This window comes from Salinicola rhizosphaerae (assembly GCF_014652715.1).
Classification (GTDB): Bacteria; Pseudomonadota; Gammaproteobacteria; order Pseudomonadales; family Halomonadaceae; genus Salinicola; species Salinicola rhizosphaerae.
In genome coordinates, this window is the sequence record NZ_BMZI01000002.1 from 120276 (window position 1) to 137249 (window position 16974).

17 protein-coding genes are annotated in these 16974 nt (G+C 63.4%); 6 read left to right on the forward strand and 11 right to left on the reverse strand.

From position 1 onward, the window contains the following. Positions 1-4: 4 nt before the first annotated feature. The 5 genes from nuoF to ndhC all read right to left on the reverse strand — a co-directional run bounded on the left by nuoF (position 5) and on the right by ndhC (position 5069). The gene (gene nuoF / locus IE125_RS03945) at positions 5-1345 is read right to left on the reverse strand and encodes an NADH-quinone oxidoreductase subunit NuoF (protein ID WP_189443298.1); all 1341 of its coding nucleotides are present in this window, start codon (positions 1343-1345) and stop codon (positions 5-7) included. Between the two features lie 55 nt (positions 1346-1400). Beyond that, on the reverse strand, positions 1401-1901 hold the full coding sequence (gene nuoE, locus IE125_RS03950; protein ID WP_189443299.1) for an NADH-quinone oxidoreductase subunit NuoE: 501 nt from the start codon (positions 1899-1901) through the stop codon (positions 1401-1403). Positions 1902-1915: 14 nt separating this feature from the next. Beyond that, positions 1916-3715: an NADH-quinone oxidoreductase subunit C/D gene (gene nuoC / locus IE125_RS03955; protein WP_189443300.1), complete on the reverse strand. Its 1800-nt coding sequence runs from the start codon at positions 3713-3715 to the stop codon at positions 1916-1918. An 86-nt stretch (positions 3716-3801) separates the two neighbouring features. Further along, positions 3802-4479, reverse strand: coding sequence for a NuoB/complex I 20 kDa subunit family protein (locus IE125_RS03960; protein WP_189443301.1), 678 nt, complete (start codon positions 4477-4479; stop codon positions 3802-3804). Positions 4480-4613: 134 nt separating this feature from the next. After that, positions 4614-5069 (reverse strand): NADH-quinone oxidoreductase subunit A, encoded by a 456-nt coding sequence (gene ndhC / locus IE125_RS03965; RefSeq protein ID WP_189443302.1) that lies wholly within the window; start codon positions 5067-5069, stop codon positions 4614-4616. Between the two features lie 306 nt (positions 5070-5375). Between ndhC and thiD the strand changes: the two genes are divergently transcribed. Together thiD and IE125_RS03975 are read left to right on the forward strand one after the other, a co-directional pair. Next, positions 5376-6233: a bifunctional hydroxymethylpyrimidine kinase/phosphomethylpyrimidine kinase gene (gene thiD, locus IE125_RS03970; protein WP_189443303.1), complete on the forward strand. Its 858-nt coding sequence runs from the start codon at positions 5376-5378 to the stop codon at positions 6231-6233. 219 nt (positions 6234-6452) lie between these two features. Beyond that, the gene (locus IE125_RS03975) at positions 6453-7700 is read left to right on the forward strand and encodes a cation:proton antiporter (protein WP_189443304.1); all 1248 of its coding nucleotides are present in this window, start codon (positions 6453-6455) and stop codon (positions 7698-7700) included. A gap of 143 nt (positions 7701-7843) precedes the next feature. Here the strand turns inward: IE125_RS03975 and ehuA are convergent, their stop codons facing one another. The 4 genes from ehuA to ehuB form a co-directional block, all read right to left on the reverse strand. Further along, positions 7844-8677 carry an ectoine/hydroxyectoine ABC transporter ATP-binding protein EhuA gene (gene ehuA, locus IE125_RS03980; RefSeq protein WP_189443305.1) on the reverse strand — a complete coding sequence of 278 codons (834 nt, stop codon included), beginning with the start codon at positions 8675-8677 and terminating at the stop codon, positions 7844-7846. Further along, the gene (ehuD, locus tag IE125_RS03985) at positions 8674-9366 is read right to left on the reverse strand and encodes an ectoine/hydroxyectoine ABC transporter permease subunit EhuD (RefSeq protein ID WP_189443306.1); all 693 of its coding nucleotides are present in this window, start codon (positions 9364-9366) and stop codon (positions 8674-8676) included. The genes ehuA and ehuD overlap by 4 nt, the downstream gene beginning before the upstream one ends. A gap of 3 nt (positions 9367-9369) precedes the next feature. After that, positions 9370-10041 carry an ectoine/hydroxyectoine ABC transporter permease subunit EhuC gene (ehuC, locus tag IE125_RS03990; protein WP_189443307.1) on the reverse strand — a complete coding sequence of 224 codons (672 nt, stop codon included), beginning with the start codon at positions 10039-10041 and terminating at the stop codon, positions 9370-9372. Between the two features lie 151 nt (positions 10042-10192). Then, positions 10193-11107, reverse strand: coding sequence for an ectoine/hydroxyectoine ABC transporter substrate-binding protein EhuB (gene ehuB / locus IE125_RS03995; RefSeq protein WP_229808916.1), 915 nt, complete (start codon positions 11105-11107; stop codon positions 10193-10195). Positions 11108-11653: 546 nt separating this feature from the next. Here ehuB and dtd point away from each other — a divergent pair. Next, complete coding sequence (gene dtd, locus IE125_RS04000) at positions 11654-12091, forward strand: D-aminoacyl-tRNA deacylase (protein WP_189443308.1); 438 nt, start codon at positions 11654-11656, stop codon at positions 12089-12091. An 80-nt stretch (positions 12092-12171) separates the two neighbouring features. Next, entirely contained in the window at positions 12172-12948 is a 777-nt protein-coding gene (locus tag IE125_RS04005) for an SDR family NAD(P)-dependent oxidoreductase (RefSeq protein WP_189443309.1), read from the forward strand. Positions 12949-13248: 300 nt separating this feature from the next. Here IE125_RS04005 and chaB read toward each other — a convergent pair whose 3' ends face one another. Together chaB and IE125_RS04015 are read right to left on the reverse strand one after the other, a co-directional pair. Continuing rightward, a complete protein-coding gene (gene chaB, locus IE125_RS04010) occupies positions 13249-13479 on the reverse strand; it encodes a putative cation transport regulator ChaB (protein WP_189443310.1) in 231 nt (76 codons plus the stop codon). A 49-nt stretch (positions 13480-13528) separates the two neighbouring features. After that, positions 13529-15451, reverse strand: coding sequence for an ATP-binding cassette domain-containing protein (locus IE125_RS04015; RefSeq protein ID WP_189443311.1), 1923 nt, complete (start codon positions 15449-15451; stop codon positions 13529-13531). Between the two features lie 68 nt (positions 15452-15519). Here IE125_RS04015 and IE125_RS04020 point away from each other — a divergent pair, with 68 nt between their 5' ends. Together IE125_RS04020 and bamJ are read left to right on the forward strand one after the other, a co-directional pair. After that, the gene (locus IE125_RS04020; RefSeq protein WP_189443312.1) at positions 15520-16056 is read left to right on the forward strand and encodes a TIGR02444 family protein; all 537 of its coding nucleotides are present in this window, start codon (positions 15520-15522) and stop codon (positions 16054-16056) included. A gap of 99 nt (positions 16057-16155) precedes the next feature. Then, positions 16156-16896: a BamJ family beta-barrel-assembly machinery protein gene (bamJ, locus tag IE125_RS04025; RefSeq protein ID WP_189443313.1), complete on the forward strand. Its 741-nt coding sequence runs from the start codon at positions 16156-16158 to the stop codon at positions 16894-16896. The last annotated feature ends 78 nt before the right edge of the window (positions 16897-16974 follow it).

Below are 16974 nucleotides of genomic sequence, written 5' to 3' on the forward strand. Positions count from 1 at the left end.
TCTCCTACACGCTGCCGACCGGAATCGGGTCCGCGTGCGCTTCACCCTTCGGCCGGGTGATGCCGCGCTCGAACTCGTCACGGAAATGGTGAATGGCCGATGCCAGCGGCATCGCCGCGCCCGGTGCATGGGCACAGAAGGTCCGACCGGGGCCAAGATCGAGGGTCATCTGCTCGAGCAGTTCGATATCGCCCGGCTCGCCCTCGCCGGCTTCGAGGGCCCGCAGAATCTTGACGCTCCACGGCAGGCCATCGCGGCAGGGCGTGCACCAGCCGCAGGACTCGCGGGCGAAGAACTCCTCGAGGTTGCGCGCAAGCGACACCATGCTCTGGTTGTCGGCAACGACGGTCAGAAGGCCTGTCCCCATGCGGCTACCGGCCTTGCCGATGGTGTCGAAATCGATGCCGAGATCCAGGTGCTCGGGTAGCAGGAACCCCGTGCTGCCGCCGCCGGGCAGCCAACTTTTCAGACTCAGTCCATCGCGCATGCCACCGGCGCGCTCGAGAATCTCGCGCCCGGTGGTGCCCATCGGCAGCTCCCACAGGCCAGGATTCTTGACCTTGCCGGAGACGCCGAAAATCTTGCTGCCGCCGTCGGCACTCGCACCACCGGAGAAATTCTGGAACCAGGCGACGCCGTGATTGATGATGCCGGGCACACTGCAGAGCGTCTCGACGTTGTTGACCACGGTCGGCAGGCCCCAGGCACCGGACTGCCCCGGAAACGGCGGCTTGGCGCGCGGATTGGCGCGCTTGCCCTCGAGCGAGTTGATCAGCGCGGTCTCTTCACCGCAGATGTAGCGACCGGCGCCGGTGTGCAGGGCAATGTCGAAATCCCAGCCGCTGCCGTTGACGCTTGCGCCCAGCCAGCCGTTGGCGCGGGCATCCGCGAGCGCTCGACGAATCGACTCGGCGGCGAGATGGTACTCGCCACGCAAAAAGATGTAGCCCTGCTTGGCGCGGTTGGCGAAGCCGGAAAGGATCATGCCTTCGATCAATAGATGCGGCTGCTGCTCCATCAGCAAACGATCCTTGAACGTACCCGGCTCCATCTCATCGGCGTTGCAGACGACATAGCCCCGCGGCACGCCCTCGCCTTTCATGGTCAGGCTCCACTTGAAGCCGGCCGAAAATCCCGCGCCGCCGCGCCCGCGCAGATTCGCCTCTTTCACCTCGTCGGTCAGCGACTCCGGCGTGTAGTTCGACAGCGCCTTGACCACCGACTCATAGCCTTCGGTCTTGCGGTACTCGTCGTAAAGCACCGGGCTCTGGTCGTCATGCAGGCGCCAGGTGAGCGGATGCGTCTCGGCGCGGCGTTCGCTGGCCGATTGCAGAATGCGACTCATGTCTCTCTCCCCCGTATCGTCCGCATCGGCGCTGGCATTGGCTCTGACATCGACATCATGCGTAGGCCTCCAGCAGTCTCGGGATCTCGTCCGGCATTACCGGGCCGTGCAGATCCTCGCCGATCAGGATCGCCGGGCCGCGATCGCAGGCGCCGAGGCAGCAGACCGGCAGCAGGGTGAAGCGACCGTCCGCCGTGGTCTGGCCCAGGCCGATGCCGAGGTGCGCGGTGAAGGCATCGCGCAGTGCTTCATAGTCGGTCAGAAAGCAGGAGCTGCTGTCGCAGATCAGAATGACGTGGCGCCCGACCGGCTGGCGGAAGATCAGGCTGTAGAAGGTGGCGACGCCCTCCACGTCGGCGGGGCGGATGCCCAGCGTCTCGGCGATCGCCGGGATGGCGCCATCCGGTACGTAGCCGAGGCGCTTCTGCACGATCTTCAGCGCTTCGATGCTCGCCGCCTGCGGATAGGGATAGTGCGCGCGCTCTTCGAGAATCATCTCGCGGTCGGCAGGGTCGAGCACGAAGGCGTCGCTGGCGATGGTGGTGGTCGTAGTCATCCCGTCATCTCTCCTCAGCGGTCCACGTCGGCCATGACGAAGTCGATGCTGCCCAGATGCGCGATCAGATCCGGCACGAAGCCGCCGCGCATGACCGCGGGAATCTGCTGCAGATGGGGGAAGCTCGGCGTGCGAATGCGCGTGCGGTAGCTCATGGTGCTGCCGTCGCTGGTCAGGTAGTAACTGTTGATGCCCTTGGTCGCCTCGACCATCTGTAGCGACTCGTTGGCCGGCAGCACCGGCCCCCAGGAGACCTGCAGAAAGTGGGTAATCAGGGTCTCGATGTGCTGGAGCATCTTCTCGCGCGGCGGCGGCGTGGTCAGCGGATGGTCCGCCTTGTAATCGCCGGCGGGCATGTGATCGACGCACTGCTGCAGAATGCGCACGCTCTGACGCATCTCTTCGATACGCATCATGCCGCGGTCGAAGGCGTCGCCATTGACGGCGGTGGGCACCTCGAAGTCGAAATTCTCGTAGCCGGAGTAGGGACGCTTCTTGCGCAGGTCGAAATCGAGCCCGGTGGCGCGCAGATTCGGCCCGGTGACGCCCCAGTCGAGCGCTTCCTGCGTGGTGAACGCCGCCACGTGCTTGGTACGGTCGCGGACGATGGCGTTGTCCATCATCGCCTTCTCGTACTCGGCCAGCCGCTTGGGCATCCAGTCGACGAATCCCTGCACCAGCTTGTCCCACCCCTTCGGCAGATCGTGGGCGGTCCCGCCGATGCGATACCACGCCGGGTGCATGCGGAAACCAGTAATCGCCTCGATCACCTCGTAGGCCTTCTGACGATCGGTAAAGGTGAAGAAGACCGGGGTCATCGCGCCAAGATCCTGCAGGTAGGTACCCAGGAACAGCAGATGACTGTTAATGCGGAACATCTCCGCCATCATGACGCGAATCGTCTTGGCACGATCGGTCACCGTGATACCGGCGAGCTTCTCCACCGCCATCACATAAGGCAGGTTGTTCATCACCCCGCCGGTGTAGTCGATGCGGTCGGTATAGGGAATGAAGCTGTGCCAGGACTGGCGCTCGGCCATCTTTTCTGCGCCGCGATGGTGATAGCCGATGTCCGGCACGCAGTCGACGACCTCCTCGCCGTCGAGCTGCAGCACGATGCGAAACGCGCCATGCGCCGAAGGGTGATTGGGGCCGAGGTTCAGGAACATGAACTCGGTCTCTTCGCCCTGACGCTGCATGCCCCAGGCTTCGGGATCGAAGCGCAGCGCTTCCTGCTCGACCTCCTGCCCTTTCACCGTCAGCGTGTAGGGGTCGAATTCGGTCGCTCTGGCGGAATAATCCTTGCGCAGCGGGTGGCCGTGCCAGGTCGGCGGCATCATGATGCGGGTCAGGTGCGGATGGCCGGCGAAATCGATGCCGAACAGGTCGAAGACCTCGCGCTCGTACCAGTTGGCGTTGACGAAGATGTCACTCACCGAGGGCAGCGACAGATCACGCTCGGCCAGTGCCACCTTGAGCAGGATGTCGGCGTTACGCTCGACCGACAGCAGCTGATAGAAGACGGTGAAGTCCGACGGAGGCAAGCCTCGGCGATGCGTGCGCAGACGTTCATCGACGGCGGACAGGTCATAAAGCATCGAAAACGGCCGCGAGACATCTCGCAGATAGACGAGGACGTCGCGTAGGCGATCCCGTGGCACCCAGATGACCGGCATGCCGGTCAGTGTCGTCTGCGGCGTCACGGCACCGTCGCCGAACTGACGTGCCAGCTCGGCGACGACATCGGCACTGGAGGCCGCCGGCGTCTCGGCGGCGCCAGCGTTGGAAATTAACGACTCATCGGCTGCGGTCATTCAGGCGACCCCGGTGGTGAAAAGTTGGCCGACTCGGCAACGGCCGGCTGAAACAGCGATTCGATCAGGCGCGTGTCGACCACGCCCTAGATGCTGTCCGGAGTTCGCAACTCGGTGGCCGCAATGCGTCTGTCGCGGTGTTTCTCTCGCTGCGAAGGCATTTCCGCACGATAGACGCCCTGATCGCCGACGACCCACGAGAGCGGCCGCCGCTCTTCCTGAATCGAGTCCTGCAACAGCTGAAGACCCTGCAGGAACGCTTCGGGACGCGGCGGGCAACCGGGCACGTAGACGTCGATAGGCAGGAACTTGTCGACGCCCTGGACCACGGAGTAGATGTCGTACATGCCGCCGGAGTTGGCGCAAGAGCCCATCGAAATGACCCATTTGGGCTCGAGCATCTGGTCGTAGAGCTGCTGGATGACGGGCGCCATCTTGATGAAGCAGGTACCGGCGATGACCATGAAATCGGCCTGGCGCGGGGAGGCACGAATGACCTCGGCGCCGAAGCGCGCCACGTCGTGCGGCGCGGTAAACGCCGTCGTCATCTCCACATAGCAGCAGGAGAGGCCGAAATTGTAGGGCCACAACGAATTCTTGCGTCCCCAGTTCACGGCAGAGCTGAGCACGTCCTCGAGCTTGCCCATGAACAGGTTGCGGTGAACCTGTTCGCTCATGGGGTCGTCGACGCGTTGGCGTTGATCGAGGGGATAACGATCAGCTGCGGATTCGCCTCCCTCCGCCCGGGTCAGGGTGTACTGCATAGTGAGCCTCAACAAACCAGATCGAAAATCGGTCGCGAGAGCCCTGCCGCGTCACGGAAGACGGACCCTCGTCGTTATCTTGTTGCCGACCGTTCAAGCGGTCGTGCATGGCCGGCGTCGCCAGCGCTGGCGCTTCAGCGCCCATCGCGCCCGACACCGGGTACGGCGGCCAGTTCACGAGCGCGCGAGGCGTCTTCGCGCCCTCGCTTGCGTGGCGCCCAGTCCAGAGCACCGACGCGCGCGTCATAAACCAGACCCGCCAGTAGAATGAGGATGAAGACTGCCGCCGCCGCAAACCCCGTCCAGCCCACCTCACGCACGGAGACGGCCCAGCCGAACAGATAGACGGCTTCGATATCGAAGATGACGAAGAGCATGGCGACGAGATAGAACTTGACCGAGAACCGCTGTCGAGCGGTTCCCGCACCGACGATGCCGGATTCGAAAGGGAGTGATTTGCTGCGTCCGCGACTCTTGCCGCCCAGCAGGCTGGCGGCGCCGATCATGATTCCGCAGAGCGCAACGACTGCCACGACGAACAAGCCGGTGGCCCAGTAGCTGGCGATCCATGCAGAGACCTGATCGGACATGCATTCCCTCGCGACGCGTATGAATGAGTCGGGTCTTGTCGACAATCCGAACTGACGATTTCGTAAGTTTACGCCTTATCACGCCGTTCGCAAGCTTACTAAATGGTGCAATTGCGCTCTGTCGAGGAATCCGTTCCACCCGTGGCACAGGCCATGTCCGCTGGCTCTGCAACCGTCGGCAAGGCGCGGCACCTTCAGCAGGTCGCGGCACATCACAATGGACAGGATTCCGACGTCATTCTGTTGGGTAAAGACATCACCTTGTTTTAGGCTAGACGCTTTCTCGTCGCACGCAATGTCGATTCCATGGATTCCGCTCCCATCCCCAACGTACTGACCATCGCCGGCTCCGACCCGTCCGGCGGCGCCGGCCTGCAGGCAGATCTCAAGACGTTTTCCGCGCTTGGCACTTATGCCACCAACGTCATCACAGCCGTCATCGCCCAGAACACGCAAGGCGTCGTCGCAGTCGAACCGGTGACGCCGGCGATGATCCGCACGCAGCTCGACAATTTGCTCGAGGACGTCGAGATCGAGGCGGTCAAGATCGGCATGGTCGCCAGCCGCGACGTCGCGGAAGCTATCGCCGAGGCGCTGAGCCGGCGGCGGCCCCGCTGGGTCGTGCTCGATCCGGTCATGGTCGCGAAGAGCGGTGACCGGCTGGTCGACGACGAGGGGCTACGCGCCGTGCGTGATATCTTGGTGCCGCTTGCCGACGTGATCACGCCCAATCTGCCGGAGGCCGCGGCCCTGCTGAACAGCGACATGCCCCAAAGTCTGGAGACGATGAAGAGCGCGGTGGCCGAGCTCGGCCGGCTCGGATCTCCCAATGGCCTGCTGAAGGGCGGCCACCTGGCGTTCGCGCGCTGCCCGGATCTTCTCTGGACACCCAGCGGAGAGCGCTGGCTGGACGCACCACGCCTGTCGAACCGTAACCTGCATGGCGCCGGCTGCGCGCTCTCCTCGGCCATCGCCGCCAAACTGGCGCATTTCTCGTTCTCGGCCTCTGCCCGCGTGAAAGCCTCGCCCAGGGAGATGGAAGCCGGCATTGCCACCGCTATCGTCGAGGCAAAAACCTGGCTGCATCAGGCGCTCGCAGCGGGTGAGCGACTCAGTGTCGGTCATGGAATGGGCCCCCCTCATCATTTTCATGCCTGGTGGTGACGCGCTCGAGAGCCTGTCGACGAGCCCCAGTCGCCGATCGGACGTTATTCCACTAACCTTCTGTCACTGAACCATTAATTCTCTTCCTTGAGCTTTCGCGGCCGTATCGATCGGCTGCGGTTGCGCTGTGCGTGGGCACTGGCTGACGCGGCCCCGGTTCGCCGCGACCGACAGGGCATCACGACAGAAGAGAGAGCACCGATACAGGGAGCTTGGCGGATGGAACCGCACATCATCTTTCTGGGTGGCTTTGGGCTGCTGATCCTGCTGGTCGCCTGGATTCCGGTACTGATCGACCGCCTGCCGCTGTCGCTGCCGATCATCTGCATCGGCATCGGGGCGGGGCTTTTCTATTGGCTCGATGAGGGTGGACTTCAGCCGCGCGACTATCCGTCGACGACCGAGATCCTGACCGAGCTCACCGTGATCATTTCGCTGGCAGGTGCCGGACTGCGCATCGACGACCCGCTCAAGTGGTCGGTGTGGAAAGATACCGGCCGACTGCTCGGCATCACCATGCCACTGACGATCGCGGCCATTGCCGCGCTGGGTGCTGGGTTTCTGGATCTGCCCTGGGCGACCGCGATCCTGCTCGGCGCGGTGCTCGCCCCCACCGACCCCGTTCTGGCGGCCGAGGTTCAGGTCGGCCCGCCGCGGACCGGCCCTGCCGACAAGGTACGGCTCAGCCTGACCTCGGAAGCGGGGCTCAACGATGGGCTCGCGTTCCCGTTCACTTTTCTCGCCCTCGCGGTCGCCGCCAACGGCACCGAGCTCGGCGACTGGACCTGGCACTGGTTTACCGTGGATGTGATCTGGCGCATCGTCGCCGGCATTGCCGCCGGCTGGATTCTCGGCTGGCTTTCGGGTCTGTTGATGTTCCGCTCCGGGCGACTGTCGCTTGCCAGCACGGGGCAAGGATTCGTCGCGCTGGGCGGCACTTTCGTCACCTATGCCAGCGCCGAGCTGATACATGGTTACGGCTTCATCGCCGTCTTCGTCGGCGGGCTCGCGCTTCGCACCACGCAGCGTGAGGTACACGATTACCATATCCGCCTGCACGACTTCAGCGAGGAGATCGAGCGGCTACTGATGATGACGCTGCTGGTGCTGTTCGGCGGCAGTCTGGCCGGACCGCTGCTCGACGGGCTGACCTGGCCGCTAGTGGCAGCAGGCGCAGTCATCCTGCTGGTGATCCGCCCGCTTGCCGGCATGATCGGGCTGTTCGGCTCGGCGATGCCGCTGCGCGAGCAGGCGATCGTCAGCTTCTTCGGCATCCGGGGCGTGGGCTCGTTCTACTACCTGGCGTACGCCACCGCGGCGGCGGAGTTCGGCGGCATCGATACCGCCTGGACGCTAACCGCGTTCGTGGTGCTGGTCTCGATTCTCATGCACGGTACGACCTCCGGCATCGCCATGGCGTGGCTCGACCACCGTCGAGAGCACGCCCGTCACCAGAACGCCGGGTGACGCACGCCCCTGACGCCCTCCATAGCTGCTTTATACCGCGCCCCGAAACCGGCGCGATCGTAGCTGCCCTATTCGCGCCCCGAACCCGGCGCGATAGTAGCTCGTAGCTCGTAGCTCGTAGCTCGTAGCTCGTAGCTCGTAGCTCAATCGTCCGGGTCGAGCACGGCTTTGAGAAAGGCACGGGTGCGCTCTTCCTTGGGCGCGGTGAAAATCTCCTCCGGCGTGCCCTGCTCCTTGATCCGCCCCTTGTCGAAAAAGCAGATTCGGTCGGAGACCTGGCGCGCGAAGTGCATCTCGTGCGTCACCAGCAGCATGGTCAGATCATGTTCGTCGGCCAGCGTCCGGATGACGTTGAGCACCTCGCCGACCAGCTCCGGGTCGAGCGCGGAGGTCGGCTCGTCGAACAGCATGATCTTCGGACGCATGGCCAGCGCCCGGGCGATGCCCACGCGCTGTTGCTGACCGCCGGAGAGCTGATGGGGATACTTGTTGGCCTGATCGGCCAGCCCGACCATCTCGAGAAGCTCCATGCCGCGCTTCCTGGCTTCCGCCTTGGCGACACCGCCAACCTGCACCGGCGCTTCGGTCAGGTTGCGCAGCACCGTCATGTGCGGGAACAGGTTGAACTGCTGGAACACCATGCCGAGCTGGCTGCGCATCTGCCGCAGATGCTGCTCGCTGGCCGGAATCAGCTGCTCCCGGCGCCACTGATGCCATAGGGGCTGCCCGCCGACGTAGACGACGCCATCGTTGATCTCTTCCAGAGTCATCAGGATGCGCAGCACCGTCGACTTGCCGGAACCGGAAGGGCCGATGATGGTGACCTTCTCGCCGCGCTTGACCTCGAAATCGAGCTCGTCGAGAACGACATGGTCACCGAAGCGTTTGACCACCTTATCGAACTTGATGATGGGGTCGCGGCCTTTGTTGACGTCGCGACCATTATGCGTGTCACGATCGGGGTTGGCGTCGTTCATTTGAGGGAGAGGCCTCGCTTGGGCAAGTGGGTATCCAGGTAGCGCACGCCGAGCGACGCAACGATCGTCATGATCAAATAGAGACCGCCGACCATCGAGATCGGAATCAGATAGCCGCCGGTACGATCACCGATAATCTTGGCCACGCCGAGCATTTCCAGGACCGTGACGACCGACAGCACCGGAACGTCTTTCATGATCGACACGAGATAGTTGCCGAGTGCCGGGATGATGCGCGGAATCGCCTGGGGCAGGATGACGTGCGTGAAGGTGCGAGCCGGCGCCAGATTGAGCGCGCGAGCCGCCTCGCGCTGACCTTTGGCGACAGCTTCAAGGCCGCCACGATAGACCTCGGAGGTATAGGCGCTGTACTGCACGCCGAGTGCCAGCGCGCCAGTCAGGAAGGCCGGCAGCGTGAGGCCGAACTCCGGCAGCACGTAAAACAGAAAGAAGAGCTGGATCAGCAGCGGTGTATCGCGGATGAACTCCGTGACCACCTTGGCCGGCCAGCGGACGAAACGAGTCGGCGCGCTCTTAAGCGCCGCCAGCACCAGCCCCAGCAAGAGTGCGATGAAGAAGCCGACGACGGTCGCCTCCAGGGTGACGACCAGCCCGTGCAGCAGGATCGGGAAGATCGATACCGCAAAGGCCCACTGACTGCTGGTGTCCCATTCGATGCCGAAAAACATGCGTTATCTCCCCGCCGCGCGCCAGCGGCCAACGTAGCGTTCGAGCAGCTTCATGATCGCGGTCACCACCAGCGCCATGCCGAAGTACATGAACAGCACCAGGGTATAGACGGTCACGCTGTCCTGGGTGAAGTTACGAATCTGTTCGGCCCGGAAAGCCATGTCGCCCAGCGAGATGAGCGACACCAGTGCGGTGTCCTTGAGGTTCTGTACGGCGAGGTTGCCGAAGGTCGGCATCATTTCGGGAATCGCCTGTGGCAGCGTGATGCGCCACAGCCGCTTGCGCGAGGTGAAGTTGAGCGCCGTGGCCGCTTCGTACTGCTCCTTGGGCACTGCCTGAACCGCGCCGCGTACGACCTCCGCCCCGTAGGCGCCGATGTTGAGTGCAAGCGCCGCGACGCCCGCCGCCACCGGCGGAAAACGCAGATCAATGCCGATCGCCTGACCGATCAACGGCAGGGCGAAATAGATCCAGAACAGCTGCACCAGCAGCGAGGTGCCGCGAAAGATCTCGATGTAAGCAACGCTGAACCCTTTGACGAGCGGGTTGTGCGAAAGCTTGCCGAGACCGAAGAGAAAGGCGAACAGACCGCCAAGAATCGTCGAATAGACCGTGAGCTGCACGGTCACCCACGCCCCTTGCGAAAGCGGCGCGAGATAGCTCGTCCATTCCATCGAAAAGGCTCCGCTTGAATCGAGAAACGGTGCCGGGCAGACCGACACCGTCTACGAAAGGCGGCGACTCACACGTCGAACGAAGTCACCGCCTCGACGATCACGACCGCCGACGCCGGAGTACCGGCGCGGCGGCGCTATCGGGATTCGATCAGGAATCCGCGGTGCATAGCTCTTCGGTGGTGTGCATCGTCGAGCCATCGACGTCGGCCTGGCTGAAACCGTAGTCCATCAGTGTCTGGCTCCAGTCGTCACTCTGCTTGTACTCTTCAAGCGCCTCGTTGACGGCATCACGCAGCTCGGTGTTGTCGCTGTTGAAGGCGAAGGCGCCCCAGCTACGCACCTCCTCGCCATCGATGACCGGGTCCTTGAACTGAGCAGCCGATTCGACATCGTCGCTCTTGCCGGCCAGCTCGCTCACCGTCAGGCTGGTCGCGGCGTAGGCATCGGCACGCCCGGTGGAGACGGTGGAGATGGCATCGGCGTTGCTGGAGATCGTGACCATGTTCTCCTGCGGCACGCCAAGCGACTGCAGCATGTCGAGCTGATCGGCGCCGGCCATGATCGCGACCTTGGCATCGCCGTCGACGAAGTCGGAGAAGGCGTGCAGATCTTTCGGATTGCCGTCGGCGACCAGCAGGCCTTCACCGTAGGAGGAGTTGGGCTCGGAGAAGATCACCTGATTGCAGCGATCCGGCAGCACGGCCATCTCGGCTGCGGCAATATCGAAGCGGTCGGCCTGGAGCCCCGGGATCAGCGAACTGAAGTTGGTGGTGACCCACTCGATATCGTCAACACCCATTTCGTTCATGATGTGGCGAATGACGTCCGGGCCCGCGCCCTTGGCTTCGCCGCTCATGTCCATGTAGCCGTAGGGGATCTCGTTGGCCACGGCGATTCGCACCGAGCCGGAATCCTTGATCTCCTGGAGGCTCGCGGCCTGAGCGGCGCTGATCGTCAGGCATGAAAGCACGGAACCGGCGATCATCAGGCTGACGCCCTTGCCGACCAGGGCTTTGTTAACCAGTGCTTTGTTGATGAAGCCTTTATTGGTGTTGTGTCGCATCGATCTTGATCTCCGTCTGCAAGATTCGGCCCCGTGAACGGGCCCATTGAGTCGAGTTTCGGTGACGGGCGGAACTGTCGCGTTATCAATCGCCCTCAACTGGCAGTCTTGCGCATGATCCGGCTGACGTATTCCGGCAAGATTGTCATGATTTATTATTCTGCACTCATGACAATAAGGACTTTCGCTATCGCCAGGATAGTAGCACCCGCCACAGAGCGGGCGTCAAAGCCTTTATTGGATCATGACAATCGCGCTTGCGCTTGCTCAGTCGAGCGCCGAGCGACCTCGAGATGCCCCCCTCGCCCAGCGAAAAGGCCATCAGGACCGCGCCGTTAACATAAACATACGTTCTAGGTGTGGGCCTTTTCAATAATCGTTTGCTTGCTAGCGATTCATTGGGCGATCCCGATCCGAGGAAGTGATACGCTTTTGGCCACCAGGACGGACAGCCGCCGAGCATTCGGCGCATCCATCGAGAAGCCGCCGCTGGCGGCCCTGGGCCGGGCAGGACGAGTCGAACGAAAGCGAGGGAGTGGTAACGCGATGCGAGCGCTGATTCAACGTGTGTCTCAGGCTGCCGTTCATGTGGACGACGAACGCGTGGGCGGCATCGACCATGGAATACTGGCGCTGATCGGCGTCGAGGCCGGCGACGACACCGCACGCGCCGACCGTTTGCTGCAGAAACTGCTGAATTACCGGATCTTCGCCGACGACGATGGACGCATGAACTGCAGTTTGAAGCAGGTCGACGGTGGCCTGCTGCTGGTATCGCAGTTCACCCTCGTTGCCTCGACGACCAAGGGGCTACGCCCGAGTTTTTCCAGTGCCGCTTCGCCCGAGCATGGCAGGGCGATCTACGATCATCTGGTCACCGCCGCCAAGGCAACCTGGACGAATGTTGCGACCGGTCGATTCGGCGCCAATATGCAGGTTTCGCTGACCAACGATGGTCCCGTGACTTTCTTGCTCGAGACGTGAATCAGACACGATAGATGCCGTCACCACGGCAATGACGACAGGGAAAGCGCGGCTCGCCGCCGCCAGACAAGGAACGATAGATGACGACACCGCTTGCCATCATCACGGGAGGCGCCCAGGGAATCGGGCGCGCCACCACCGAACTGCTGTTGAACGAGGGATGGCGCGTCGCCGCCCTGGACCGAGACGCCGAGGCCGTGGCCGAGCTCGACGAGGCGTTCCCCGACGCCACGTTGCTGGCCATGGTGGTGGATGTCAGCGACGAACTACAGGTGAAGGAGGCGTTTCACCATCTGACCGGCTGGCAGCAGGAGAATTACAAGACGACAGGGTTCGACCTGCTGGTGAACAATGCCGGCCTCGCCGATCCGGAGTGCGGGCCGATCGAGAACCTCTCGCTGAAGGATTGGAGACGCTGGCAGGAGAGTCACCTGACCGGCGCCTTCCTGTGCACGCGCGCGGCCGTTCCCGGCCTTCGAGAGCGGCGTGGTGCGATCGTCAACATCGCCTCGACCCGAGCGCTGCAGTCGGAACCGCACTGCGAGTCCTACGCCGCCGCCAAGGGCGGACTGCTGTCGATGACCCATGCGCTGGCGGTCAGCCTGGGCCCGGAGATTCGCGTGAACGCCATCTGCCCGGGGTGGATCGAAACCGGCCCCTGGCAGAAGGCCCAGTCGCGCGCCGAGCCCGAGCATCGCGACATCGACCGGCGCCAGCATCCGGTCGGGCGTATCGGCGAACCCGCCGACGTCGCCGCCACCGTGGCCTTTCTCGCCAGCGACAAGGCCGGCTTCATCACCGGCCAGCACATCAGCGTCGATGGGGGGATGACCAAAAAGATGATCTACGCCGACTAGACTCACCAGTAATGGACTGCGCTCGACCAAACAGCGTTAAAAAGCACCTTAGAATGCTCATTTACACCCCGTAAACTCCGCTTCTTCGGTGCTTTTTGCCTTGTCTGATCTTCGCTCGCCTCATTCCTGCCAGAGTCTAGTTTTCCGCCTAAACCCTGGCCCCGATCTGGCAGTGCAGAGCTCGTAGCTCGAATCTCGTAGCTCGAATCTCGTAGCTCGTAGCTCGTAGCTCGTAGCTCGTAGCTCGTAGCTCGTAGCTCGTAGCTCGTAGCTCGTAGCTCGTAGCTCGTAGCTCGTAGCTCAGTCTTTCGGATGCCACTTGCCGTCGTCGCCCTTGGCGTATTTGCCTTCGACGGCTTTCCAGGCGACGGCGTGGGCGACCTCCTCGCGGGAGCTGTCGCCGCGCCGGTCTTCGGGCTTCTTGTACTCTTCCCAGGCGCTGTTGAAAGCGTCCTTGTAGATAGTGCGAGCATGCGGCGGAAGCACCTTGCGGGCGCTATCGGGAATATCGTCGCGGTTATCGTAAGGCATGGCTCTCTCCCTGAGCGTCAAGAAACGCTTTCAGTGTAGCCTCCGCGGCTCAGGTTGCCGCACTCAATTCCGCCTCCAGCGCTTCAAGCGCCTCCTCTGCCTTCAGCCATTCGCTCTCCAGCGACTCCACTTCGGCCTGGCATTCGCCCTGCTCGCGGACCAGACGAGTCAACTCATCCTTGCGCGCGGCGTCGTAAAGCTCGGGGTCGGCAAGCTGAGTCTCGATACCCGACAGCGTCGCCTGCGCCTTCTCGAGCTTCTTCTCGAGCGTATCGCGCTCCCGGCGCAGCGGCTTGGTTCGTTCCCGCAGTTCCGCGGCGGCTCGCCGGGCAGCCTTGCGATCGCCGCTGTCGCCCGATCCTGCTGGCCGCTTCTCCTCGCGCGCGGCCTGGCGAGAGGCCGCCTCTCGCTGCTTGAGCCATTGATGATAGTCATCGAGATCGCCATCGAACGGCTCGACCCTGCCGTCGACGACCCGCCAAAAACCGTCGACGGTGGCCCGCAGCAGGTGGCGGTCGTGCGAGACGATCACCACCGCGCCTTCGTACTCGGCGAGCGCTTCGGCAAGCGCCTCACGCATATCGAGGTCGAGATGGTTGGTCGGCTCGTCGAGCAGCATGAGGTTCGGCTTTTCCCACGCGACCAGCGCCAGCGCCAGACGCGCCTTCTCGCCGCCCGAAAAGAGCGCCACATCGCCAAACGCATCGTCGCCCCGAAAGCCGAAACCGCCCAGGAAGTCGCGAATCGACTGATCGCTCGCGCTCGGCGAGAGCCGCTGCACGTGAGTGAAGGGCGTCGCGTGCAAGTCGAGATATTCGAGCTGATGCTGGGCAAAATAGCCGACCGCCAGGTTTTCGCCGGCAACCCGCTCACCCTCGCGCGGCGGCAATTCGCCGATCAGGGTCTTGATCAGCGTTGATTTGCCGGCGCCGTTGGGCCCCAGCAGGCCGATGCGTTCACCGGGTAGCAGCGAGACATTGACGCCCTCGAGAATCGCCCGCTCGGGATAACCCAGCGTCGCCTGATTCAATGACAGCAGCGGTGATGAAGTCTTGTCGGCGCACGGCAGACGGAAGCGGAACGGCGAGTCGGCGCGGGCGGCAGCGATATTCTCCATGCGTTCCAGCATCTTCAGCCGGCTCTGCGCCTGCCGCGCCTTGGTCGCCTTGGCGCGAAAGCGCGCGACGAAGCTCTCGATCTCGGCGCGCCGCGCCTGCTGCTTCTCGAACTGCGCCTGCTGCTGTGCCTGGCGCTCGGCGCGGGCGCGCTCGAACGCGCTGTAGTGTCCGCGGTAGAGCGTGAGCCTGCCCTGATCGATGTGCAAAATGTGGTCGCACACGGCGTCGAGAAAATCGCGATCGTGGGAGATCAGCATCAGAGTGCCGGGATAGCGCGTGAGCCACTGTTCGAGCCAGACCAGGGCGTCGAGATCGAGGTGGTTGGTGGGCTCGTCGAGCAGCAGGATCTCCGACGGCGTGAACAGCGTCCGCGCCAGCCCGACGCGCATGCGCCAGCCGCCGGAGAAATCCGCCAGCGGCCGATACAGATCCTGCTGCGCAAAACCCAGCCCGGCGAGCAGCTGCTCCGCCCGCGCCCGCGCCGTGTAACCATCCAGTGCCTCGATCTGGCCGTGCAGCTCGGCCTCTCGCGCCATGTCACCAGCGCGCTGGGCATCGGACAGCGCGCGCTCCGCCTCGCGCAACGCCACGTCGCCGTCGAGCACGAATTCGACCAGGGCGCGATCGATCGCGGAGACTTCCTGGGCCATGTGCGCGATCCGTTTGCCGCCGGCGATCTCGACGCTGCCGGCGTCGGCGCTGAGCTCGCCGCGCAGCAGCGCGAAGAGACTGGATTTACCCGCACCGTTGGCGCCGATCAGACCGACCTTGTGGCCTTCGTGCAGCATCAGGTCGGCATCTTCGATCAGGCGCCGAGTGCCGCGTTGCAGGGCGAGTTGGCGGAATGCGATCATGTTAGGCTCCGAAGCGCGCATCGAACAGAGGCGCATTCTACCAGCCATCCCGACACCGGCGCGCCAGCATGTGCGATATCGACCGTCCGACCTCACTGTGGGAGTACGCGCTGGCGCGCTACGCCCGGCCCGGCATCGAGCCGCTCTGCCTGGCGCTGCAGGATGACCATGGCTGGGATATCTGTGAACTGCTGTGGATCGCCTGGCTTACGGGGCGCGGAAGGGAGCCGGACGCCCCGGCACTGGCACTGGCACCGGTGCGATCCTGGCAACGAGATATGACCTGGCCGCTGCGCGAACGAAGGCGTGCGCTCAAGGCACAGGTCGCAGCCGAGCCAAGGCTGCAGGCACTGCGCCAGGCCCTGAAGCAGGCCGAGTTGGAGAGCGAGCGGGAAGCGCTGGCGCGCCTGGAGATTCTCGCCTCGCGACTCCGGCCGGCAGCCAAAAGAGTGAGGCCCCGATGGCAGATCGCGCTCGAAGCTTGCCGATTTCTGACCGACGGTCGCGCCATCGAATCTACCGCACCGGATTACCCGCTGTTACGCCAGCTGTTCGCGCGCTGGGAGCCGGATGCATCGGGTGCGGAACCCAACCCCACCTGTTAGAGTCCTAATACCGAGTCCATACCGATGTTTGAGGCGTTTTCGCTCGACTGCCAGCATCGGATTCACCCCCGAAAGACAACACGCTATTCAGGAGATTGCATGAAACGTTTGGTAACCGCCGTCGCACTCGGCAGCATCATGACTCTGCCGCTGACGGCCGTCGCCCAGGACAAGGTCGACCTCGATGGCGATCAGGCGAAGCTGAGCTACAGCATCGGCGCCACGCTCGGTCAGGGCCTGTCTCAGGACATCAAGGATCTCGACGTCGATGCGTTCTCCGCGGCCATCAAGGATGTCTACGAAGACAACGACATGCAGATGAGCCAGGACGACATTCGCACCACGCTGCAGCAGTACCAGCAGAAGAAGGTCGCCGAGCAGAAAGCCGAGCAGAAGAAAGTCGCCGACGAGAATCAGAAGAAGAGTGCGGCCTTCCTCGCCAAGACTGCCAAGGAAGATGGCGTCAAGACGACGGATTCCGGTCTGCAATACAAGGTGCTGAAATCCGGCGATGGCGAGTCGCCGAGCGATGACGATACCGTCAAGGTGAACTACGAAGGCAAGCTGCCGGATGGCACCGTCTTCGATAGCTCCTACAAGCGCGGCGAGCCGATCTCGTTCAAGGTCGGTCAGGTGATTCCCGGCTGGCAGGAAGCGCTGAAGAAGATGCACGTCGGCGACACCTGGATGCTCTACGTCCCCGCCGACCTGGCCTATGGCTCAGCCGGTACCGGCGGCCCGATCGGTCCGAACCAGGCACTCCAGTTCAAGGTCGAGCTGCTGGCGATCAACCCCGACGACGCTCAGAAGGACGACGCGAGCGACGCTGGCGACAGCTGATTGCCCCTGTGTGTGGCTGATTGCCCCTTATGAAAGACCCGACGCCGGAACACGAATCGTGTTCCGGCGTTTTTGATG